At 70.5% G+C, this 20,899-nt stretch carries 24 protein-coding genes and 2 tRNA genes; 14 read left to right on the forward strand and 12 right to left on the reverse strand.

Annotation, left to right across the window (positions count from 1 at the left end; translation table 11 throughout):
• Positions 1-105: 105 nt before the first annotated feature.
• The gene (locus ACMCNO_RS34260; protein ID WP_412753916.1) at positions 106-741 is read right to left on the reverse strand and encodes a DUF4360 domain-containing protein; all 636 of its coding nucleotides are present in this window, start codon (positions 739-741) and stop codon (positions 106-108) included.
• Positions 742-1,121: 380 nt separating this feature from the next.
• Between ACMCNO_RS34260 and ACMCNO_RS34265 the strand changes: the two genes are divergently transcribed.
• Together ACMCNO_RS34265 and ACMCNO_RS34270 are read left to right on the forward strand one after the other, a co-directional pair.
• Positions 1,122-1,769, forward strand: a complete 648-nt coding sequence (locus tag ACMCNO_RS34265; RefSeq protein ID WP_412753540.1) for a DUF4360 domain-containing protein — start codon at positions 1,122-1,124, stop codon at positions 1,767-1,769.
• A 112-nt stretch (positions 1,770-1,881) separates the two neighbouring features.
• Positions 1,882-2,490 (forward strand): DUF4360 domain-containing protein, encoded by a 609-nt coding sequence (locus tag ACMCNO_RS34270; protein ID WP_412753541.1) that lies wholly within the window; start codon positions 1,882-1,884, stop codon positions 2,488-2,490.
• Here the strand turns inward: ACMCNO_RS34270 and ACMCNO_RS34275 are convergent, their stop codons facing one another.
• Positions 2,491-3,456: an SDR family NAD(P)-dependent oxidoreductase gene (locus tag ACMCNO_RS34275; protein ID WP_412753542.1), complete on the reverse strand. Its 966-nt coding sequence runs from the start codon at positions 3,454-3,456 to the stop codon at positions 2,491-2,493.
• 193 nt (positions 3,457-3,649) lie between these two features.
• Between ACMCNO_RS34275 and ACMCNO_RS34280 the strand changes: the two genes are divergently transcribed.
• The 4 genes from ACMCNO_RS34280 to ACMCNO_RS34295 all read left to right on the forward strand — a co-directional run bounded on the left by ACMCNO_RS34280 (position 3,650) and on the right by ACMCNO_RS34295 (position 6,408).
• A complete protein-coding gene (locus ACMCNO_RS34280; RefSeq protein WP_412753543.1) occupies positions 3,650-3,961 on the forward strand; it encodes a winged helix-turn-helix transcriptional regulator in 312 nt (103 codons plus the stop codon).
• A gap of 126 nt (positions 3,962-4,087) precedes the next feature.
• A complete protein-coding gene (gene trpB, locus ACMCNO_RS34285; RefSeq protein WP_412753544.1) occupies positions 4,088-5,284 on the forward strand; it encodes a tryptophan synthase subunit beta in 1,197 nt (398 codons plus the stop codon).
• Positions 5,281-6,072: a tryptophan synthase subunit alpha gene (gene trpA, locus ACMCNO_RS34290; protein ID WP_412753545.1), complete on the forward strand. Its 792-nt coding sequence runs from the start codon at positions 5,281-5,283 to the stop codon at positions 6,070-6,072. Before trpB ends, trpA begins: the two co-directional genes overlap by 4 nt.
• Positions 6,073-6,123: 51 nt before the next feature.
• Positions 6,124-6,408, forward strand: a complete 285-nt coding sequence (locus tag ACMCNO_RS34295) for a hypothetical protein (RefSeq protein ID WP_412753546.1) — start codon at positions 6,124-6,126, stop codon at positions 6,406-6,408.
• A gap of 80 nt (positions 6,409-6,488) precedes the next feature.
• On the opposite strand, the gene ACMCNO_RS34300 is transcribed toward ACMCNO_RS34295, so the two are convergent.
• The 4 genes from ACMCNO_RS34300 to ACMCNO_RS34315 form a co-directional block, all read right to left on the reverse strand.
• A complete protein-coding gene (locus ACMCNO_RS34300) occupies positions 6,489-6,767 on the reverse strand; it encodes a hypothetical protein (protein ID WP_412753547.1) in 279 nt (92 codons plus the stop codon).
• A 73-nt stretch (positions 6,768-6,840) separates the two neighbouring features.
• Positions 6,841-6,912, reverse strand: a tRNA-Lys gene (locus ACMCNO_RS34305).
• Positions 6,913-7,486: 574 nt separating this feature from the next.
• The gene (locus ACMCNO_RS34310) at positions 7,487-7,831 is read right to left on the reverse strand and encodes a transcriptional regulator (protein WP_412753548.1); all 345 of its coding nucleotides are present in this window, start codon (positions 7,829-7,831) and stop codon (positions 7,487-7,489) included.
• Positions 7,828-8,274, reverse strand: coding sequence for a hypothetical protein (locus ACMCNO_RS34315; protein WP_412753549.1), 447 nt, complete (start codon positions 8,272-8,274; stop codon positions 7,828-7,830). The genes ACMCNO_RS34310 and ACMCNO_RS34315 overlap by 4 nt, the downstream gene beginning before the upstream one ends.
• A gap of 179 nt (positions 8,275-8,453) precedes the next feature.
• Here ACMCNO_RS34315 and ACMCNO_RS34320 point away from each other — a divergent pair.
• A tRNA-Asn gene (locus ACMCNO_RS34320) sits at positions 8,454-8,522 on the forward strand.
• A 574-nt stretch (positions 8,523-9,096) separates the two neighbouring features.
• On the opposite strand, the gene ACMCNO_RS34325 is transcribed toward ACMCNO_RS34320, so the two are convergent.
• Positions 9,097-9,480 carry a VOC family protein gene (locus ACMCNO_RS34325; RefSeq protein WP_412753550.1) on the reverse strand — a complete coding sequence of 128 codons (384 nt, stop codon included), beginning with the start codon at positions 9,478-9,480 and terminating at the stop codon, positions 9,097-9,099.
• 62 nt (positions 9,481-9,542) lie between these two features.
• Here ACMCNO_RS34325 and ACMCNO_RS34330 point away from each other — a divergent pair, with 62 nt between their 5' ends.
• Positions 9,543-9,905: a metalloregulator ArsR/SmtB family transcription factor gene (locus ACMCNO_RS34330; RefSeq protein ID WP_412753551.1), complete on the forward strand. Its 363-nt coding sequence runs from the start codon at positions 9,543-9,545 to the stop codon at positions 9,903-9,905.
• A complete protein-coding gene (locus tag ACMCNO_RS34335; RefSeq protein ID WP_412753552.1) occupies positions 9,902-10,387 on the forward strand; it encodes an SRPBCC family protein in 486 nt (161 codons plus the stop codon). The genes ACMCNO_RS34330 and ACMCNO_RS34335 overlap by 4 nt, the downstream gene beginning before the upstream one ends.
• A gap of 12 nt (positions 10,388-10,399) precedes the next feature.
• Here ACMCNO_RS34335 and ACMCNO_RS34340 read toward each other — a convergent pair whose 3' ends face one another.
• From ACMCNO_RS34340 to ACMCNO_RS34355, 4 genes are all read right to left on the reverse strand, one after another.
• A complete protein-coding gene (locus ACMCNO_RS34340; RefSeq protein WP_412753553.1) occupies positions 10,400-12,622 on the reverse strand; it encodes an ATP-binding protein in 2,223 nt (740 codons plus the stop codon).
• Positions 12,623-12,789: 167 nt separating this feature from the next.
• Complete coding sequence (locus ACMCNO_RS34345; RefSeq protein WP_412753554.1) at positions 12,790-14,301, reverse strand: flotillin family protein; 1,512 nt, start codon at positions 14,299-14,301, stop codon at positions 12,790-12,792.
• Positions 14,302-14,323: 22 nt separating this feature from the next.
• Positions 14,324-14,854: a hypothetical protein gene (locus tag ACMCNO_RS34350; RefSeq protein ID WP_412753917.1), complete on the reverse strand. Its 531-nt coding sequence runs from the start codon at positions 14,852-14,854 to the stop codon at positions 14,324-14,326.
• A gap of 174 nt (positions 14,855-15,028) precedes the next feature.
• Positions 15,029-16,651: a methyl-accepting chemotaxis protein gene (locus ACMCNO_RS34355; RefSeq protein WP_412753555.1), complete on the reverse strand. Its 1,623-nt coding sequence runs from the start codon at positions 16,649-16,651 to the stop codon at positions 15,029-15,031.
• A 231-nt stretch (positions 16,652-16,882) separates the two neighbouring features.
• Between ACMCNO_RS34355 and ACMCNO_RS34360 the strand changes: the two genes are divergently transcribed.
• Complete coding sequence (locus tag ACMCNO_RS34360; RefSeq protein WP_412753556.1) at positions 16,883-17,737, forward strand: hypothetical protein; 855 nt, start codon at positions 16,883-16,885, stop codon at positions 17,735-17,737.
• A gap of 109 nt (positions 17,738-17,846) precedes the next feature.
• On the opposite strand, the gene ACMCNO_RS34365 is transcribed toward ACMCNO_RS34360, so the two are convergent.
• Positions 17,847-18,050 carry a hypothetical protein gene (locus tag ACMCNO_RS34365; protein ID WP_412753557.1) on the reverse strand — a complete coding sequence of 68 codons (204 nt, stop codon included), beginning with the start codon at positions 18,048-18,050 and terminating at the stop codon, positions 17,847-17,849.
• Positions 18,051-18,095: 45 nt separating this feature from the next.
• Between ACMCNO_RS34365 and ACMCNO_RS34370 the strand changes: the two genes are divergently transcribed.
• From ACMCNO_RS34370 to ACMCNO_RS34385, 4 genes are all read left to right on the forward strand, one after another.
• Positions 18,096-18,599 (forward strand): DUF6194 family protein, encoded by a 504-nt coding sequence (locus ACMCNO_RS34370; protein WP_412753558.1) that lies wholly within the window; start codon positions 18,096-18,098, stop codon positions 18,597-18,599.
• 171 nt (positions 18,600-18,770) lie between these two features.
• Positions 18,771-19,403, forward strand: a complete 633-nt coding sequence (locus ACMCNO_RS34375) for a DUF6518 family protein (protein ID WP_412753559.1) — start codon at positions 18,771-18,773, stop codon at positions 19,401-19,403.
• 48 nt (positions 19,404-19,451) lie between these two features.
• A complete protein-coding gene (locus ACMCNO_RS34380) occupies positions 19,452-20,171 on the forward strand; it encodes an NADPH-dependent F420 reductase (protein WP_412753560.1) in 720 nt (239 codons plus the stop codon).
• Positions 20,172-20,336: 165 nt separating this feature from the next.
• Positions 20,337-20,633: an STAS domain-containing protein gene (locus ACMCNO_RS34385; RefSeq protein WP_412753561.1), complete on the forward strand. Its 297-nt coding sequence runs from the start codon at positions 20,337-20,339 to the stop codon at positions 20,631-20,633.
• Positions 20,634-20,899: the final 266 nt, after the last annotated feature.

Here is a 20,899-nt window from a genome sequence, read left to right on the forward strand (position 1 = left end):
CAGCCGGCGCGACGATGGTGCTGTGGGGCTTCCGCCGAGGTTTGGTGCCGTTCCCCGCAGGTCCGGGGTTCACGGATCAAGCCCGGTCCGCTCCGTGACGGGTGATCAGCTGGGGCAGTGCGCCCAGGCGAAGTGGTAGGTGGTGTTGATCGCGCCGTCGGTGGAGTCCATCGTGATGAAGCTCGTGGTGTGTGCCGTGTCCGAGGTGCCGGCGACGGCCCGCAACTCGGTGTTGATGTTGAGGTTGCGTAGCGCCCCACAGGGTGCCCAGACCAGTGCGGCCACCGACACCTCGTCGGTGGACTGCCAGTCGTCACCCAGCGGCCCGTAGAACGGGTGGCTGATGTACGCGGTCTGCGACTGACCCTGGAAGTAGTAGTTGGCCCGCTCGATGGCGCTGGCTCCGGCCGCAAGCGACGCGAACCCGCGGTAGTCCACCTTGCTGATCGCGTACGTGAAGCCCTGCGGGACATGCACGACGATGTTGAGCTGGCAGTTCTTGCGCCAGTCGGTTGGGGCCGCCCCGACACCGACCTGCGCGGTGTAGGCGGAGTAGGTGACCGTGAAGGCGGTGTTGTCTGGTGACACCGCGATCGCGGCGGTCCCGGCTGGGCAGCCGGTGCCGTTGACGGTCACCACGTCGATGACGATCCGGTCACTAGGTGGGGGTACCGGCAGATCAAGGTAGCCGGTGGCCGATGCCGGGCCGGCAAACAATGTCGATGCCAACACCCCCAGCATGGCGCAGCAAATGGTCAACGCCTTACGCATAAGGACTCCTTCCAAAGCCTCAGCGGCGTCCGTGATGCGGTCATGCTATTTAGCTAATCGAGGGCAGTCAATGTGTAAAGTTGATTCCTCAGATGAATTCAAGGATCAACTCCCCAGAATGGCAGGACCCCCAAAGGTCGTCAACAAATGGATCAAGGGCCTCCCATTTAGCCGGAAATAGCCGGAATAAAGGCCACAGGGGAAGATCTGAAGATCACTATTTCGCCAAACAGTTTTCACTGCTCTCGGGAAGTTCTTGTTGTTCCGATGGCCCATCGCTAGCATTCGCCCTAGGCTTTGATTGAGGTCGATATGTAATCTTCGGGACACGCCCCAGGAAGGGAACCCCCATGACCTTCAGGCAGGCCGGCGCGAGATTGCTCACCCTCGCGACCGTGATCGCTCTCTCCACCTTGTCCCTGTCCGGTCCGGCGCATGCCGAGGACTCGATACCCCCCGGCGGGCAGGTCACGCTCGACGTGCAGACCGTCAACGGCTCCGGCTGCCCGGCCGGCACGGCGTGGGTCAGCATGCAGCCGGACAACACCGGATTCCGGATCTACTACTCCGACTTCCGGGCCGCCGACGGCGGCTCCAGCAACCCCACCGACATCCGCAAGAACTGCCAGGTCAACCTGCTCGTGCACATCCCACAGGGCTTCACGTACGCGATCGCCCGCGCGGACTACTGGGGCCGGGCACACCTGGAGCCGGGCGCCACCGCCCTGGAGCGCACCAACTACTACGTCCAGGGATCGTCCGACAACAACTACGCCGACCACTACTTCGCCGGCCCGTTCAACGGCAGCTGGCACACGGTTGACATCACCGCCGCCGCCGAACTGGTCTGGGCTCCCTGCGGCGTGACCCGCAGCCTCAACGTCAACACGGAGCTGCGAGTCGACTCGGGTTCCTCGTCAGCGACCAGCACCATCTCGCTGCGCGCCTCCGAGGGCGACGTCTACACCCTCGTCAACTTCCAGTGGCGGCGGTGCTGACCGCTACCCGCGCCGGCGTCGGCCCCGTCGCACCCGGACGGGGCCTTCGCCGCGCCGTGCAGCAGCCGGACTGCCACGGCCGGGTCCACCCGCCGGACGAGGGAATCCCGCGTTGAGGCGGGCGTTGCTGGCCGGTCTGCTGGTCGTGGGCGCCCCGACCGCCGCGTCGCCGTCCCCGCCGGACGGCGTGGTCATCGAGGTGGTGACCGCGAGCGGGTCGAGCTGCCGGCCCGGCACCGTGGCCGTGGCCCTCTCCCCGGACCGGCAGGCCTTCACGGTGACCTACAGTGAATATCTCGCGGCGGCGGGCGGCAGTGCGAAGACCGGCGACGCGACCCAGAAGTGCAAGCTCACCGTGCAGCTCCAGGTGCCTGACGGCGTCGCGTACGCGGTGACCCAGGCCGACTACCGGGGCTTCGCATCCCTGGCCACCGGGGCGAACGCCGCGCTGCGAGCCAGCTACCGGTTCCAGGGCGATCCCCAGCCCACACCGGTCGAGCATCCGTTCACCGGCCCGTATGCCGACGACTGGCAGGTCACCGACCGTACCGATCCGGTGGTCTTCGGCCCGTGCGGCAAGGCTCGCAAGTTCACGATCGACACCGAGCTGATGGTGGACGCGGGGACCGCGCCGGCGCAGACCAGCTTCATCGTGATGGATTCCACGGACGGCAGCTTCGGGACCACGTACCGGCTCGCCTGGCGGCCGTGCACGGGCTGATCAGCTCAGTTCTCCGGCCGGCGCGCCGCCGAGCACCGCGGCGGTGCGCCGGCCGACCAGCTCCCGGAAGGCCGGATCCCGGGATGCCGCGGAGGACGTGCGCGGTTCGCCCGCCCGGTAATAGCCGCCGGTTTCGGCGTCCAATGCGGGATCGGCGGCCAGCCGGATACTGGTACGCGCACCTTTCTCTGGGGTGGCCAGCAGGGGGCGGCCAAGCGACTGGATCAATTTGAACAACCCACCAGAATTACGCCCGAAGCTGGTGGCCACGCTGCCCGGGTCGGCGCAATTGACGGTGACCCCGCTGTCGGCAAGCTCCACGGCCGACAGATAGCTGTACGCCAGGTTGATCAATTTCGCGTCGCAGTACGCCTGGAATTGGCTGAACCGGCTCGGATACGACCAATCCGCCAAGTGTGGATTGCCCCGCCTTTCGAGTGAAGAGGACACATTCACCACCCGGGACGGCCGTCCGGCCGAAGCGGCCCCGTCGCGCAGCGGACCGAGCAGCGCGCGGGTCAGCGCGGCCACGGCGATGTGATTCACGGCAATAGTGCGTTCCACCCCGTCCTGTGACAATGCCCGTTGCGGAAATGCGGCTCCCGCATTGTTGATCAGCACGTGCAATCCGTGTGGGGCCGCGCGTCGCACCTGCGCGACGATCTCGCGCACTCCCGCGACGGACGCGAGGTCGCCCGCCACGGCAACGAACCGCGGACCCACCGGCCCCGGCCCTGTGGAGACGACGCTCCCGCCGGGCGTGGACTCCCCGCCCGGGCCACCGCCGCGCGGGAATTCCTCGACCACGGCTCGGGCGCGGGTCATGGTCCGCGCGTGCACCAGTACCGTGGCGCCCGCGGTACCGAGAGCGGTTGCGGTGACCCGCCCGATGCCGCTGGTCGCGCCGGTGACCAGGACCACCCGTCCGGCCATCGCCCAACCGGTCGCTGCCTGCAGATTGCCCACCACGGCTCCTCGCGGACGTTGGCGCGCGCCCCCGTGGCCGCGCCCGGCATCGATCGTTTCGCATGCTGGTAACCGGTGGAAAGTAGGCACCTTGAAGGTATATAGGTACCGGATGGATACCAGAGTGGATCTGCGGGTTCGTGGTGGGGCTGACGCATACCTGCGTGCCTGTCCGTCACGGGACGTGCTGGAGATGATCGGTAGCAAGTGGACCGTACTGATCGTCCCGGCGCTGCGCGGCGGCCCGTTGCGCTTCGGGGAACTGCGCCGGCGCCTCGACGGCATCACGCAGAAGAGCCTCACCCAGGCATTGCGCACCCTGGAACGTGACGGCCTGGTCACCCGCACCCAGTACCCGACGGTCCCTCTGCGGGTGGAGTACGCACTGACCGACCTCGGGTTACGCGCCGTGGCCCTGCTGGCCGGGGTCCGGGACTGGGCCGAGGCCAACCTCACCGACGTGCTGGACGCCCGCGCCGCGTACGACGCCCGCGGCGCCGGCTGACCACCCGCATCACCCATCGACCGAGCTTGAAGACTCCGAGTCTGGAACGGACCGGGTCTTCCCCGCTTGACAGTTCTAGAACTCTTGGTCATCCTCTCTGAGAGTTATAGAACTCTGGAGGATGGCATGACAGTCGTGAACGTTGCCGCCCGTACGATGATGGCCGAGCCCGTCGCGGGCGGGCGCTTCGGCGAGTTCGGTGGCCGCTACGTACCCGAATCGCTGGTCTCCGCCTGCGCGGAGGTCGAGGATGCCTTCCGGGAAGCCTGGTCCGACGCGTCGTTCCGGCACCGCCTCGAACGGCTGCGCGCCGTCCACGCCGGACGCCCGACCGCACTCACCCCGGCGGCGAACCTCTCCGCCGAACTCGGCGTCACCGTGCTGCTCAAGCGGGAGGACCTGGCCCACACCGGCTCCCACAAAATCAACAACGTGCTGGGGCAGGCGCTGCTGGCACATCGGATGGGCCGCCGCCGCCTGCTGGCCGAAACCGGCGCCGGGCAGCACGGCGTGGCCACCGCGACCGCGGCCGCCCTGTTCGGCCTCGACGCCACCGTGTTCATGGGCGAGCGCGACATCGAACGCCAGCAGCTCAACGTGTTCCGCATGACCATGCTCGGCGCCGAGATCGTCGCAGTACGCAGCGGCAGCCGGACCCTCAAGGACGCCTGCAACGAGGCCATGCGGCACTGGGTCACCGCGGCGCACGACTCCTACTACTGCGTCGGGTCCGTGATGGGGCCCCACCCGTACCCCTGGATGGTGCGGGAATTCCAGCGGGTCATCGGCGAAGAGGCCCGCGCCCAATGCGCCGCGGAGCTGCCCATGGCCGTACCCACCCACGTCGTCGCGTGCGTCGGCGGCGGCTCCAACGCGGCCGGGACCTTCGCCGGGTTCGTCGACACCCCCGCGCGGCTCATCGGCGTCGAGGCGGCCGGCGGGGCCGCCATGTCCGGCGGGACGCCCGGAATCGTGCACGGCTACCGCAGCCGGGTCCTGCAAGACGAGCACGGCCAGGTCGCCGAGGCGCACTCCATCGCCCCCGGCCTCGACTACCCCGGCGTCGGGCCCGAACACGCGTACCTCGGGGACATCCGGCGCGCCCGCTACGTCACCGTGACCGACGACGAGGTGGTGCCCGCGCTGCGGCGGCTCGCCCGTACCGAAGGCATCCTGTGCGCGCTCGAATCGGCGCACGCCGTGGCGTGGGTGCTGCGCGCGGCAGGTACCGCCGAGCTGCCGACCGGGTCGACAGTGCTGGTCACCCTGTCCGGGCGCGGCGACAAGGACATGCCCGCGCTGATGGCGGCGGACGCCCGGTGACCGGGGCGTTGGAGACCGCGATGCGCGGCGCGCGCCGTCCCCGCCTCGTGCCGTACGTGACCGGCGGCGTCACCGCGAGCTGGACCCGGTACCTGCTGGCCTGCCAGGCAGGCGGCGCCGACGCGATCGAGGTGGGCCTGCCGTTCTCCGACCCCATGCTGGACGGTGCGACGATCCAGCGCGCGTCCGACCAGGCCCTGGCCCGCGGCGCCACGGTGGAGGGCATCCTGACCGACCTCGCATCCGTGCGGGATCAGCTCCGCGTGCCCGTGGTCGTCATGACCTACGCCAACCTCGTCGTCCACGCGGGCGCCACGGCGTTCTGCCGTCGCCTGGCGGCGGCCGGGGTCACCGGGCTGATCGTGCCCGACGTCCCGATCGACGAGGCCGACGAGCTGGAGACCGCCGCCGCCGGGCACGGAGTCGACCTGGTCCTGCTGGTCGCGCCCAGCACCCCGCCCGTTCGGGTACGCCAGATCTGCGCCCGCAGCCGCGGCTTCGTGTACGCCGTCAGCACCATGGGCACCACCGGCGAGCGGGACACCCTGGACGACCGCGCCCTCGTGCTGGCCACGGATGCCCGGCAGGCGGGCGGGCCACCCGTACTCATCGGCTTCGGGGTGTCGACCCCCGCCCAGGCCGCGCAGGCCGCGGGCGCGGCCGACGGCGTCGTGGTGGCCTCCGCCCTCATGCGGGAAGTGCTCGACGGCGCCACCCCGGACCGGCTCCGGCAGCTCGTCGCCGGATTCCGCACCGCCCTCGACCAGGCCGGAACTACCTCGAGGTAGTTCCGACCGACCCGGTGCACCCGGGCTGAGCTGCGGCGTAGCGTCGGCCGGATGGACGCGGTGATCGAATACGCGATGCAGACCCCGGACGGCGCGTGGCGCGTCGAGGTGGTCAGGCGTGGCCGCTCCCGCTGGTATCGCATCCGGCACGGCGACAACGAACTCGACTGGCTGAGCATCGCCGCGGTGCACCGGGTTCTGGGCGACGCCGGGATCGACCTGGCCGACCTCGTCGAGACCCACACCCCGGCCGGGCCTGCCCCGACCGGCCCTGCCCCGGCTGGCCCTGCTCCGACCGGCCCTGCTCCGGGTGACGCCCGGCCCGGGGTGGCCTGAGTTTCGCCGCCGCCGCTTCCAGCCGAACGACGACGGCCCCCGGATCGCCCGGGGCCGTTTGCGGTCGCGGGACTCAGCGGTCAGTTCCCAGTCGACCACGTCGCCGGCGTCGCCGTGCGCGACGTCCTTGCCGGGGCGGGGGCGATGCGGTCGAAGTCGGGGCCACCGACGATGGTGTCGTTGCCGAGGCCACCCTTGAGTTCGTTCGCTCCGGGGCCGCCGTTGAGGTGGTCGTTACCGCCGTTGCCGTAGATGCGGTCGCTGCCGCCGTCGGCGTACAGGTGGTCGCGTTTGGGGCCGCCGACGATCGTTGGCCGGAGCCGGCCCGGGTGGTCATCGCGAGGTCCTCGACAGGCCAACGAGCTGCTTGCTCTCGCCGACGGCGCCACCGCTTAGAGGAGTGACTATAAACGCAGGTCAGGTGAGCTCTTGTGGGCCGCCGGGGACTCGAACCCCGAACCTAAGGATTAAAAGTCCTCAGCTCTGCCATTGAGCTAGCGGCCCGCCGCGCCACAAGGCTACCCGAGCCCCCGTCCGCCAAGCGCGCGGCTTTCCCAACGCCCTTCCGCCAGCGCCGTCTGTGTCTCGACCAAATTCCGCTCCCCATGCGGTGGCACGCAGGCGCGGGTGAATGCTCGGCGGGTGTCGCGCCGCCCGGACAGAGCCTGGGTCTGGGAGCGGACCTGACGGACGTTGCGCAGCGCGTTCGCGGCGAGGGCGCCGAGAATCCGGCTCGCCGCCGGGATCAGCCGGCAAGTCACCGGCCAGCAGCTTCTCGCCACCTAATGGGAGTATGCCGACGGGCCCGGACCACGCCCGGATGCCACCGACCTCGGTGCCGTCCTGCGCGGATTCCATAGTCTCGGAGGGCCGCCGCAGTCGCTGCCGCAATGGGATCCGGTCGGTGATTGTCGGCCAGCGCATCCGGTGTCGACGATAGGTTCCGCCTGCGTCTGGACTCCGTCCGCGACGGCGACGAGACGGTACGGCAGACGGCGTTCGGTGACCTCCCCCGCTGACACGGCACCTCATGAATCAAGCAACGCTGTGGCACCCCGCACGCGAGATTCGTTGGTGATCAGCAGCCGGGCAGTTCGCCATTCGGGACTTCAGGAGCGCCCTCGCCGACTATCTCCCACAGCGCTCTCCGATGTGCGGCGAGTGCTGCCCGTCCCGCAGCGGTGAGGGACAGGTACGTGCGGGTCCTTCTGCCGACGAAGGCTTTCCGTACCTTGAGATAGCCGGCCTGCTCGAGCGCCGTGATCTGTTTGGAGAGCACGGAGTCGGAAACCTGGACGATGTCGCGGATGGTGGCGAAGTCGGCCTCGTCGACCGCCGAGAGCGCGGCGGTGACGGAGAGTGTGACTGGCCGGTGGATGAGCGGATCCAGCGACAGCCGCGGGTGATGCCCGGTCGCACTCACTGCCGGGTCCCGCCCTCCGCTCGCAGGTGCCGGAGTTCGAGCACACCGCAGAGGGCGATCGCCAGGCCGGTGAACAGTGCGCCCCCGATCCACCAGACATACGAGCCGGGGAAGATCGCGCGCCCGACAGTCAGCGTCACCGCGAGCAGGGCGGCGGCCAGCCCAAGCAGGGCCGCGTTGACCGACCGGCTGTGTCGAGGGGTCGCCGATCGGCTCGCCGAGTACATGGTCGCCATCATCAGCGGGAGCAGCGCAAGCATCATGACGATCGCGAACCCGCCGCCAGGCCCGCCCAGCAGTGGCCCGCCGATGAGCGCGATCACAAGCGTCTCGGTCAGACCGAGAAGGAGGTAGACCATGGCGCCGCCGCGACCGCGTCGGCGTGCCGTGGATGCGGCAGCATCCGCAACCTCAAGAGCTTCTCGTGCGGACGCCTGGTCCATGCGCCTACCTCCGTGCTCCTGCTGGATTTTCACTTTCAAGCTAGCAAACACTTGCCAATGTGGAAAGCGTGACTGTCTCAACAGGTCTGCTTCGTGGGTGCTCGGATGTTTCCGACGCCAGACGGATTCGCACCCGGTCGCCTGGACTCCTCCTCCAGCATCCCCCTCGTTACTTCAGCGGGCCGATGGCTCCACGGTAGAGCTGTGGAGTATTAGTCCGTGGGTTCGGGGTTCGAGTCCCCGGCCCACGGAAACCGATGTCCGCCGCCGGGCAACGCTGCAACCACGAGCGCCAGAAAGAGTGTCAGGAGCACGGCCGCGCCGACCGGGAACCCCCAGCAGACGTCCAAGTCGCGGCCTGGAGCGTGGTAGATGGCCAGGTGGTCCCGGACGACCTCCCCGAAATCGGTCTGTCCTGCCACCTCCCAGCTGCCCCCACCAGCAAGGCTCGCCGTTGGGATGGTCATCCGGCGCCAGACGATCAGGGCCAGGCCAGCCAGCGCCAGCGCAGGGAAGACCCAGCACCACCGCCTGGACGTCGTCGTACGCATGGGGACGAGCAGCGTCGCTGTCATTCCGGCGCCGGCCACCAGGCCGAGCGCGATACCCCAGGACCACCAGGCGGACGCTGACCAGGCGTCGACGAGCGTGCTTTCGTAGGTGTCCACCCCATCGCTCGATTGCGCCCAGCCGCTGCGAAACCAGGGAAGAAACGAGGCTGCCAGGAGCGCGAAGGTGGCGATTGCCACGGCGAGCGAAGACCAGCGACGCATTCGGCTCTCCTGGATGGACGTGAAAGACCAACGGACCCGTGCCCGCCCGTTACACCGGCGGCACTCGCTTGCGCAGCAGGCAGAACTCGTTGCCTTCGGGGTCGGCGAGCACATGCCAGCTCTCGTTGCCCGTTTGACCGATGTCCGCTGGCCGGGCACCGGCGGCCAGCAGCCGCGCCAGCTCGGCATCCTGGTCGCGGTCGGTGGGATTGACGTCGATGTGCAGACGTAGCCCGGCGGTCTTGGGTTCGTCGGTCCGGTTGAGCACGATGGTCGGCAGTGGACCGCCGAAGCCGACATCGGGCGGCCCGATCTCGATGTCCCCGCCGTCGGTGCGGTCCAGCTCGACGTAGCCGAGGATCTCGCACCAGAACCGGGCGAGCAGATCAGGATCACGGGCGTCCAACACGAGTTCGGTTATCCGGCAAGCCATGCCGACAACCATAGGGCGATTCGACGTTTGCAGAAGCGTAACCTATCGGTTACGCTTTTCTGATGGACGAGGTGGCGGGAGCGATCGCCGATCCCGTCCGGCGGGAGATCCTGCTGATGTTGCGCGACGAACCGCTCTCCGCCGGGCAGATCGCCGACCGCTTCGCGATCAGCCGGCCGGCGGTCAGCCGCCACCTGCGCGTCCTGCGCGAAGCCGGTCTGGTGCGTGACACCGCCGAGGGCCGTCGCCGCGTCTACGCGCTGGTCACCGCGCCGCTCGACGAGCTGGCCGGGTGGCTGGAGCAGCTGACCCGCCCGTCCGGCTGGCAGCACCATTTCGACGCGCTGGAGACCGAGGTCTATCGCACCCGACGCGAGCGGCGCACGACCGCCCGGCGCGACCATTCCCAGGAGGAGTCCGCATGAGCCCGACACCCACCGGCCGACTGTTCGGCAACGATCTCGTGCTGACCCGCACGTTCCGCGCACCCGTGGCCGACGTCTGGGCGAGCCTCACCGATCCGGAACGAACCGCGCGCTGGTTCGGTCCGTGGCAGGGCGACGCGGCCCCAGGGCACACGATCAAGGTCCAGATGGCACACGAGGAGGGCAAGCCGTGGATGGACATGACCATCGACGCATGCGACCCACCGCGCCGGTTGGCACTGTCCGCCATCAGCGAGCACGGCAACTGGTATCTGGACATGGTGCTCGCCGAAAACGCGGGCGTGACCGAGCTGCGCTTTACGCAGCAGCTGACCGACACCGCAGGTGTCGGCGAGATCGGACCGGGCTGGGAGTACTACCTCGACGCGCTGGTGGCCTCCCGCGACGACCGGCCCATGCCGAGCTTCGACGACTACTACCCGGCCATGAAGGACCACTTCGAAGCGCAGCGGGAGCAGTGAGAGGCGACCGGTTCACGCCGCGAGTGCCGCGACGTTGTCCGTGTAGGTGGGCGCGGACGTGGTGGGCAGGGCGAGTGGAGCCTGTTTCTCCCCGTCCTGGGTGTCGGGCAGGGTGAACGTGAAACGGGAGCCACCGAACGGGTTGTCCTCCGCGGCGATGGTGCCGCCGTGGCGGGTGACGATGCGGTGGCAGATGGTCAGGCCCAGACCGGTACCGGCGTAGCCCGCGCCGAGGTGGGCGCGGTGGAAGTCGTCGAAGATTGCCTCGTGCTGCCCGGCCGGGATGCCGATGCCGTTGTCGGCGACGGTGATCTCCACGATGCCGTCCCGGCGGGTGCTGGTGACGGTCACCGCCGGGGTGACACCGCGCGCGGTGTACTTGACGGCGTTGCCGATGAGGTTGTCCAGCACCTGCCGGATGGCGCCGACATCGGCATGCACCGGGTCGAGCCGGCCCAGGGTCACCTGTGGCACCGGCCGCCCAGCGGCCACCGCGGCGTCGGTCCGGTTGGCGGCGATCTCGGCGACCATGCTGGTCAGGTCGACCGGGACCCGAGCCAGCTCCGCGTCGCGGGCGGTGCTGTACGCCAGCAGGTCGTTGATGAGTCCGCGCATGTTGGTGGCCGCACGCGTCACCCGGGTGAGGCTGTCGCGGGACCGGTCGAGCGCGGGATGGTCGGGGGCGGCGTCGAGCGACTCGGCGGCGACGTCCGTCCACCCCTCGACCGCGGTCAGCGGACTGAGCAGGTCGTGGGCGACCACACCGGCGAACCCGGCGAGCTGGTCGCGGTGACGGCGTTCCCCCGTGACGTCGTGGAAGAGCACGACCGCCCGGCGGGCCCCGTGCCCGTCGGACAGGGGGGTGGCCGAGACCCGGAAGATGCGCGGGTCATGGCCGTCGGGGTCGGTCACCAGCACGTCGAGGGGGTCGACCTTCTCGCCGGCCAGAGCGCGGGCGGAGGGCATGGTGTCACCGGTCACCGGGGTGCCGTCGAGGTTGCGCACCCGGCGGTCCGCCTCAGCCACCGTGGTCCCGGACCCGAACAGGCGCACACCGGCCGGATTGCGCAACTCGACCCGGCCGTCGGCGTCGATCACCGAGAGACCGTCGGCCATGGAGTCGATGACCGCGCTCATCAGCGCGGCGTGCCGCGCCTCAAGCTCCTTCTGCGCGGCCAGTTCCCGCATGAGCTGGGTCCGCTCGTCGCGGCCGAGGGCCAGGGCGAGCCCGACCGCCGCGACCAGCACCACGAAGAGCTGGGCGAGCCACGCGCGCACCTGGGGGTCCGCCACCGTCGCCATCGGGCCCTCGCCGTGCAGGGTGAACAGCACCGCGGCACCGCCGACGAGCACGGTCTGCACCACCACGAAGCCGGTACGCAGGCGGATGGCCGCCCACACCGTCACCGCGATCAGCGGAAAGGCGAGCGGCAGGCCCCCGTCGTACACGAAGCCGACGAGGTAGGCACCGGCCGAGCACAGCGCCACGGCCAGGTATTCGACGACCCGCAGGGCGGGGACGGCCCGCACTTCCCGGTCGGCGTCGCGCCACCAACCGGCCAGCGACCCGTGCCGATCACGGAAGGTACTGAGCGTCGGGCCGAACCACAGCCCGGTCGTGCCGATCACGATGGTGCTGGCGACCTGGCGGGTCACCCAGCCCGCGAACCCGGAACCGGTGATCTCTCCGCCGAGCAGCCAGATCGCCGTGTACGCGAACGCGCCGCTGAGGATCGCGGCGACCGTGGAGATCCCGATGACGCACCCGAGTTCCCGGGGCGCGGACAGCCGGGCCGTGCCACCGGCACCCCACAGGTGCGGGTGGCGGCGGGCGAGCAGGGCGACAAAGACCATCACGTGTACGAGGTTGGCCAGCGCCAGCGCCACGCTCACGCCGAGACCCATGCCGGTGACCACGTTGCCGACGAGCCCGATCGTGATCAGGGCCAGCACGTCCGCCCACAGGATCGGGGACCGACACTGGGCACAAAACCAGACAATTGCGACACCGGCGGCGGGCCACAGGAGGGCCATCGAACTGCCGCTCATCACGGTCATCCGCCCGGCGGTGAACGCGGCCGCGAACACCGCCGCGAAAGCGGCCGTCCGCGCCAGCGCGGCGGGAATGCCCACCGGGGCGGCACCGCCGTCGGGATACGCCCCGTGCCGGGGGCCGGTGCCGACGGCGGCTGCCGCCGCCCCGGTCACGGTCGCCCACGTTGTCGTGCGTTCCACGTGATCTCCCCCGATCGGCCGTGCCACGTCGGCATGGCCTGGGAAGAGACTCGAGGTCCCCGGGTGCACCCGCGGTGCCGCACGGGTGCGGCCAGGTTGCAGCTCATCCTTTCGGTCAGGCGACCCGTACGACCGGGCGGAACGCGACCCGCCCGGTCGGGGGAGGGTCAGCTCTCGGCCGGCTTCGCCTCGACGGCAGCAGGCGAGTCACCGTTCCGGGACGCGCCGAGCCGCGCCAGCATCGCACTCAGGTCGATCCCGGTCAGGTCCGTACCCAGCTGCAGCCCCTGCGCCACGTTGCTGGCCACGGACTTGGTCAGCGTGGAGGCGCCATCGGTGGAGATGACCGTCATCTTGTCGATCGCGCTCATCGGGCGGCTGGCCGCGTCCACCACCTGCGGCAACACGCGCACCAGCAGGTCCAGGATCGCCGCTTCGCCGTACTCGGAGAAGGCGTCGGCCTTGGCGCGCATCGCCTCGGCCTCGGCCTGTCCGCGGGCCTGGATGGCGGAGGCGTCGGCCGCACCTTCCCGCTCGGTGGCGTCCGCGATCGCGGTACGCCGCCGCTGCTCCGCCTCGCCCTCCTTGGCACCCTCGATCGCGTTCGCCTCGGCCAGCGCCGCCCGCCGGGCCCGCTCACCCTCACCGGTCAGCCGGGACTGCTCGGCTACGGCCTGCGCGGCCGCGATCGTCGCCTGCCGTTCGGCGTCGGCGCGCAGGATCGCGGCCTGCCGCGCACCCTCCGCCTCCTGCTCGACCTTGTACCGGGCCGCGTCGGCGGGCTTGCGCACCTCGGTGTCCAGCTGGCGCTGCTTGAGTTCGGCGTTGCGCTCGGCCACCTTCTGCTGCTCGGCCAGGATCGCCTGGTCGCGCTCGGCCTGGGCCAGCGGGCCCGCGGCGGCCGACTTCGCCTTCGCGGCGTCGATCTCCGCCTGGATGGCGGCCTGCTTGAGGGACAGGTTCCGGTTCGCCTCGGCGATGGCCTCCTCGGCCAGCAGCCGCTCCTGCTCGGCCGCCTGCCGGGCACGGGCCTCGGCGATGGCGGCGTCCTTGAGTACGCGGGCGGCCTCCGGCCGGCCCAGGTCCTGCAGGTACGTCCCCTCGGCGATGATGTCCTGCAGCTGGAACGTGTCGAGCACCAGACCCTGGTTGGTCATCGAGTGCTCGGCCTCCTCCGCCACCGCGGACGCGAACGCCGCCCGGTCCCGAATGATCTCCTCGATGGTGAGCCGCCCGACGATCGACCGCAGCGCACCGGCCAGCACCTCGCGGGTGAACTCCTCGATCTCCGTCTGCTGGTGCAGGAAGCGCTGCGCGGCCGCCCGGATGGCGTCCTCGGTGCCGCCCACCTTGACGATCGCCACGCCCTGGAGGTTGGCCCGGATGCCCTGCTTGCTGACGGCGCCGGTGATCTCGACGTGGATCCGCCGGCTCGACAGGTCGAGCGACTGCAGCTTCTGCACGACCGGCACGACGAACACCGAGGCGCCCATCACGACCTTCTGCCCGGACATGTCGGTGGCCCGGGTGCCGTCGGCCGCCTGGACCGAGCGGCCCTTGCGGCCGGTCACGATGAACGCCTCGTTCGGCCCGGCCACCTTGATCCGGGACAGGATGAACAGCACGACGAGTACGACGAGCAGCACGGTGCCGCCGATCGACACAAACAGAGGGGTCACTGCACGTCCTTGGGGTTAGTTCTCAGCTCTGATGGAGGGCACTGGTCTGTTCGACCACGACACTGGTGTCACTCGGCGCCTCGACCACGAAGACGTGGGCGCCGATCGGGATGGGCTGATCCGCACGGGCGTTGACCTTCACCGGCTGCCCGCCCATCCGCAGCCGGACCTCTCCGTACCCCTGGTTCGGAATGGGGGTGACGACCACCCCGAGCGTCCCGACCATGTCCTGCCGGGTGGGGGTGGCGTCGGTGCGCATGGTGCGGGCCGCGCGGCCCAGGCGCACCGCCAGGTAGGCGACCGGCACCGCCGCTGCCGCGCCGACGGCCGCGGCCACCCCGATCATCAGCGGGGTACCGGCATCGAGCAGTTCCGCGGCGATCGCGCCCACGAACCCGAACGCGCCGACGAACCCCGCGACCGACTCGGTGGAGACCGGCCCGTCGACTCCGGGATGGCCGAACTGCAGCAGCTCGGCACCGAGCAGGCCCAGGGCGAGCACGACGACACCCACGCCGCCCACGGTCAGGAACACCACCGTAGCCGTGTCCATCACGCCCGCCTCCCCGCGATCCCGACTGCTGAGGATAGCGGGATCGCGCCAGCCGGAAAGCCCTGCTCATCCGGGACTTCAGCGGCCGTCCGGGTACGGCGCGGACGGCGGGTGGCCGGCCGGCTGACGACCGTCACGGCCGCCCGGCGACCAGGTCGCGAACTCATACCCCGGCTACTGCTGCACCGAGAATCGCCCGGCCACCCCGCGCAGCTGGTCGGCGGTCGCACCGAGCTGCCGCACGGAACTGGCCGTCGCCGCGGTCGCGGCCGCCATCCGTTCGGTGGACTGCACGTTCGCGCTGGCGAACGCGCCCACCTCGTCCAGCGCGACCCGCAGCGACGAGGTGCCGCTGGCGATCCGCTCGAACGCGCCGCGGGCGTGCTCGTCCACCATCCGCACGGCGTCGCCGCTGGTCCGCTGGATGTCGGCGACCAGGTTCGCGATGGACTGCGCGGAGGTGCCGCTCTCCTCGGCCAGGGCGCGGACCTCACCGGCCACCACGGCGAAGCCGGAGCCGTGCACACCGGCCCGGGCGGCCTCGATGGAGGCGTTGAGCGCCAGCAGGTTGGTCTGCGCGGCGATCCGGGTGATCGCCTCGACGATGCCGCCGATCTCCGTGGACTTGCTGTCCAGCTCCCGCATCACCTGGCCGAGCTGCTGCACGGTGGCCATGCCCCCGGTGACCAGTTCGACGGTCTGTTCGGCGGCGTGCTGCGCCTCACGGACCAGGGTCACCTGCCGCCCGGCGTTGTCGACGACCTCGCCCGAGGCGCCGCGCACCCCGTCGGAGACCTCGGTGAGGTCCTGGGACGCGTCGTCCAGGGCGCCCGCGGCCAGGTGCACCTGACCGATGGAGTCGTTCAGGTTGGCCACCATCGCCGCGAACGCCTGCCCCAGCCGGTCCTGCTCCGACTTGGGTCGTGCGTTGACCGCCAGCTGCCCCTCGGCGAGGCGCTGTGACGCGTCGGCCATGCCGGTCAGGTACTCGACCATCCGGTCGAAGGCCGATGCCACCTGCGCGATCTCGTCGTCGGTCGCGGTCTCCACACGCTGCGCCAGGTCGCCGCGGGAGATGCCGTCCGCCGCGTCGGCCAGCGTCTCCAGCCCGTCGGTGATCCGCCGAGACAGGGTCCGCCACACCACGAACGCCGCCGCCACGGCGATCGCCAGCAGCAGCCCGAACAGGCTGAACGCCACGATCGCGGAGATCCCGGCGGCGCTCTGATCCGCCTGGGCCACCTTGGTGGCGACCGCGCGCCACGACTTCAGGTCGGTCTTGAGCGAGTCCCACAGGTCGCTGCCCTTGCCGTCGTCGAACGTGGCGCGCGCGGCATCCCGGTCGCCCTTGTCGGCCAGCTCGGCCTCACCGGCGGTCGCCTGCACGTACGCGTTCCAGTGCCCCTCGAACGCCGTCAGCGCCTTGATGTTGCTGTCGTCGACGGGCAGCTTGCGGTAGTCCGCGAACAGGCCCTTCATCTCGGCGTCCTCCTCCTTCATGGAGGTCAACGTCTCGGCGAGGTCCTTGTCGCCGGCGGGCAGCGCCAGGTACTCCCACTGCTCCTTGCGGTACTTGTTCATCAGGGCGTCGATGCGGCCGACGATCTGCGCGCCGGGCACCGAGGCGTCGGCCAGCGACCCGATGCGCCCGGTCGCCTGGAACAGGCTGACCACCGACACCAGGCCGGGCAGGACGAGCAGCACCACCACGACGGCGAAGCCGATCCGCAACGATCGGCGGATGGTCAGGTTGGTCAACATTCGGCTCATGGTCAGGATGTCGAAAATGCGGCGCATGACACGTCTTCCATCGACTCGGGGGACAGCTTCCGATTGCCGCTCCGATCGACCCCGCCGCGGCCGTCCTGACCGACTGTGGTGATGGACTCGCCACAGAAATGCATGGGTGACCCGCCCATGACCTCGCACACCGCGCGTGACGGCCAACACCTCAGAAACCCCCGGTCGGCTGCCGATCCTCGCCCTACCGCGAACCGGTACGCAGCGCGCGGCAGATCAGGAGGTGGCGTGGTGGCGCGCGGATGGCGAACGTGGCTGGTGTCGCTGCTGGCCGCACTCCTGCTGACCGCCTCCGGGGCGAACGCCAGCGCCGGCCCCGCACCCGCCCCGCCCGGCACCCGGGCGATGTGGCTGTGGAGCGCGGCGAACCCCGCCACGGTGGTGTCCTGGGCAACCCGCCACGACGTGACCGAGATCTTCGTGTACGTCAGCACCACCGTCGCCACCGACGGCTCCCTGCCCCGCCTGCGCGAGCTGAAACGCCGGGCCGATCTCGCGGGAGTACGCCTGAGCGCGCTCGGCGGCGACGAAACCTGGACCACCCACCACGCCGCGGCCCTGGCCTGGCAGAAAGCGGTGACGGGGAGCAGGCTCTTCGCCGGCCTGCACATCGACGTCGAGCCGTACCTGCTACGCGCGTGGAACACCAACCGCAATGCCACGGCCACCGCCTACCTGACCCTGCTGCAGCGACTGCGCACCGCCGGCCCGCTGGCCGTGGAGGTCGACGTGCCGTTCTGGTACGGCACCATCACCGTCTCCGGCAAGAACCTCGCCACCGAGACGCTGCGCCGGGCATCGTCCGTCACCGTGATGAGCTACCGGGACAGCGGCACCGGCCCCAACTCGATCTACAACGTCAGCCGGGACTGGCTGGCGCGCGGCGCCGCCGCGGGCAAGCGGGTCCGGCTGGGCGCCGAAACCCGGCCGTTGGCCGACTGCCCGTACTGCACCTTCGCCGAGGAGGGCGCGACCGCGCTGGGCGACGCGCTGGCCCGGGTGGACGGCGCGACCCGCGGCGCACCCGCGTTCAACGGGATCGCCGTGCACGACTACGACGGCTGGCGCGCCCTGCCGTCCTGACCTGCCCGCCCAGGGCTCGTGCCTGGGCTATCGCTGGGCTCCGGCAGGACGCGGGCGCAGCGGCCTCACGCCCGCGGGATCGGCCTCTGTCGACCGTGGCTGCGCCGCCTCAGCCCGGCGGGCCCGGACGACCGCTGTCGGCGGCGAGATACCCGGACAGCTGCGCCGCGGCCGCGAGCATGGCAAGGCCCCGCGCCGTGACCCGGGCCTGCCAGTCCGCCAGGGCCGCGGTCAGGGCCGCCAGGTCGCCCGCCTCCCGCAGGTGCCGCAGGACCGTCGCGATGTGGGCAAGGGGATATCCGCCCCGGCGCAACAGATGGGCCAGATCCGCACTCGTTCAACGATATGGTTCAAGGGTATGGGAACAGACATCGAGGAGCAGGTCACCGCACTGATCACCGCGCTGCCCGGAGTGGTCGCGGTTCACGCCAGCGCCGAAACCGGAGCGCCGGAGATGGCCTGGGGCGACTCGTTCTTCTTCTACGACCCGCAGGACGACTCACCCGCTGACCGGCGCATGCCGTTCGCGACGCTGGTCACCAGCGACTATCCCGGCTTCGACACCGCGTCCCAGTTGCACCGCCCCGGCGTCGTACGCCTCAACCTCGACCCCGGCCGCGATCTGTTCACCGAGACCGTCGGCTATGCCCCCGCCGAGCACCCTGCACACGCCGACCGGTGGGACTACACCGCGCTCGACCACCTGATCCCGCACCCCGTGTACGCCACCGCCGGATGGGTCTGCGTCCTCAACCCCGGCCCGCACACCCGGGCCCGCGTCGCCGAGCTTGTCGCCGCCGCCCACGCCCGAGCGGCCCGCCACTACGACGCCCGCCGGGCCCGCCACGCCGACCAAGGTTGACCCCCTGCCCGGCCGACGCCCGCGGCCGGACGCGAACGGCCGCCGTCGTTTCCGGCGCAGGGCGTGTCCTGCCGTGCGCAGCGACGACTCGGCCGCCGGACGGAGGCGGGGACGTCCCGATCCGACCCGGGAGGGATGTGCGGGCCGCGCGCCGCTGCGAGGCTCGACGCCGTGAACGATGGCGTGAGCGAGGCCAGATCGCGGTGGTGGCTGCCGTTGGCGGTGCTCGGCGGAATCCTGCTGGGCACGGTCGACCTGCTGGCGCAACGCACCCTGCCCTACCCGTGGGCGAACCTGGCCAACTCCAGCGCCGTATGGGCGGTCGCGGCGTTCACCACCGGCCGCCTGCTCCGCGTCGGCCCCATGCGCGCAGCGCTCGCGGGGACGGTTCTGCTCGTCGTCGCCGTACCGGCCTACTACGTGGCCGCGGTCGTACAGCTACACGACAGCCCCCAGAACCTGTGGGCGCCGTCGACGCTGATGTGGATGGCGTTCGGGGTGTTGGCCGGAGCCGTGTTCGGGGCAGCCGGGTGTCTCAGCCGCGACCCGGCCTGGCGCTGGCCGGCCGTCGCGGCCGCGATGCCGGGCGCGGTCCTGCTGGCCGAAGCCCTGCTGTTGTGGCGCGCGGACACCGCCCAGCACGCCGACGCGGCGGCCACGGCGGCTTTGGAAGCGCTGCTCGGCGTGGCGCTGGTCCTCGCGGCAGCCCACGGCACCGCCGCACGTCTCCGCGCCCTGGCCACGAGCGTGCTGCTGGCGCCGCTGTGTTTCGGTCTCTTTCTGGCCGCCGGTTTTGGCGGCTGAAACGGCGGGACAGTTCCCGCAAAGTGTGCTGCCCGTCACGACCGCGCGGTGAGGCGGAATCCCGCGGGCAATCGGGAGGTTCGCGCTGACATGACGACAATCGGACTCATCGGCAGCGGTTTGATCGGCTCGACCGTGGCACGGCTGGCGACCGCCGCCGGCTACGACGTGGTGCTGAGCAACTCCCGTGGCCCCGAGACACTGCAGGATCTGGTCGCCGAGCTCGGCCCGCGGGCCCGCGCCGGCACCTCCGCCGAGGCGGCCGCCGCCGGCGACATCGTCATCGTCACCGTCCCTTTGCGGGCGTACCGCGAGGTCCCGGCCGAGCCACTGGCCGGAAAGGTGGTCATCGACACCAACAACTACTACCCCGAGCGCGACGGCGTCTTCCCTGAGCTGGAGAACGGCACCGCCACCACCGGCGAGCTGCTGCAGCGACACCTCACCAAGGCGCACGTGGTCAAGGGCTTCAACAACATCTACTTCAAGCACCTGGCGTCGCTGGGCCGCCCGGCCGGTGCCGCCGACCGTACCGCCCTCCCGATCGCGGGTGACGACGTCGCCGCGAAGCGCACCGTCACGGAGTTCCTCGACGCCATCGGATACGACGCCGTCGACGTTGGACCGCTGTCCGAGAACTGGCGCACCCAGCGCGACACCCCCGTCTACGTCCACCCCTATGGCACGTTCCCCGACCCGCTGGGCACCCCCGCCGACGTCGAGACCGTACGCAAGGCAGTCGCCGCCGCGACCCCGCAGGCCCGCTGACCCACCGGGGCGCAGGTGGTCGTGCACGGCTGCCTGCGCCCCGTCACAATTCACCCTTCCGGCTATCGACGCGCGTTGGCAGTCGTCGTAGTCTGACCGCCCGGCAAACGCGCGGTGACGGAAGGCAGACCGGTGGAGAACACTTCGGTCGATGTTCAGACGGGCGTGGATGGCAGTCTCGTCGTGCAGCCGCACGGCGCGATGAACTTCGATACCGCGGTAACCCTGCGCCAGATCCTGGTGTACGCAGTTCGCCGGGTCCGACCGGTCCGCCTCGTTCTGGACCTGAGCGACGTGTCCACCATGGACGCCATCAACCTCGGCACCCTCGCCGCCCTGTGCGACCTGGCCGACGATCATCACGTGGCCGTGTCGATGGAGAACTACTCGGCGGCTGTCGGCGGGCAACTGACCGCGGCCGGCGTTCCGCCGCAGCGGCTTCGTTCCCGGTCCGCCGCCTGAGCCGCGCCGCCAGGGCGGAACGCAAAAACGATCGGCCTTGAGCGGCCGCGGCGTGTGGGGACTGGACGGCCGCGCATAGGCGCGGCCCGTGACATGCGGGCAGTTCTGGTCCGTAGACGCAGTCCGTGCACGGTCATGTCTTGCCTGTAGAGGCACTTTCCGCCGTCAGCGTTTGCGGCCCAAAGCGGTTAGGACCCGCTGGAGCTGCACGGGATAACTCCATGTCCGGAAGAAAGAGAGGGCCACCGCTTACAGTTTTCGGGTAC

This window comes from Krasilnikovia sp. M28-CT-15 (genome assembly GCF_047159595.1).
Taxonomy (GTDB): domain Bacteria; phylum Actinomycetota; class Actinomycetes; order Mycobacteriales; family Micromonosporaceae; genus Actinoplanes.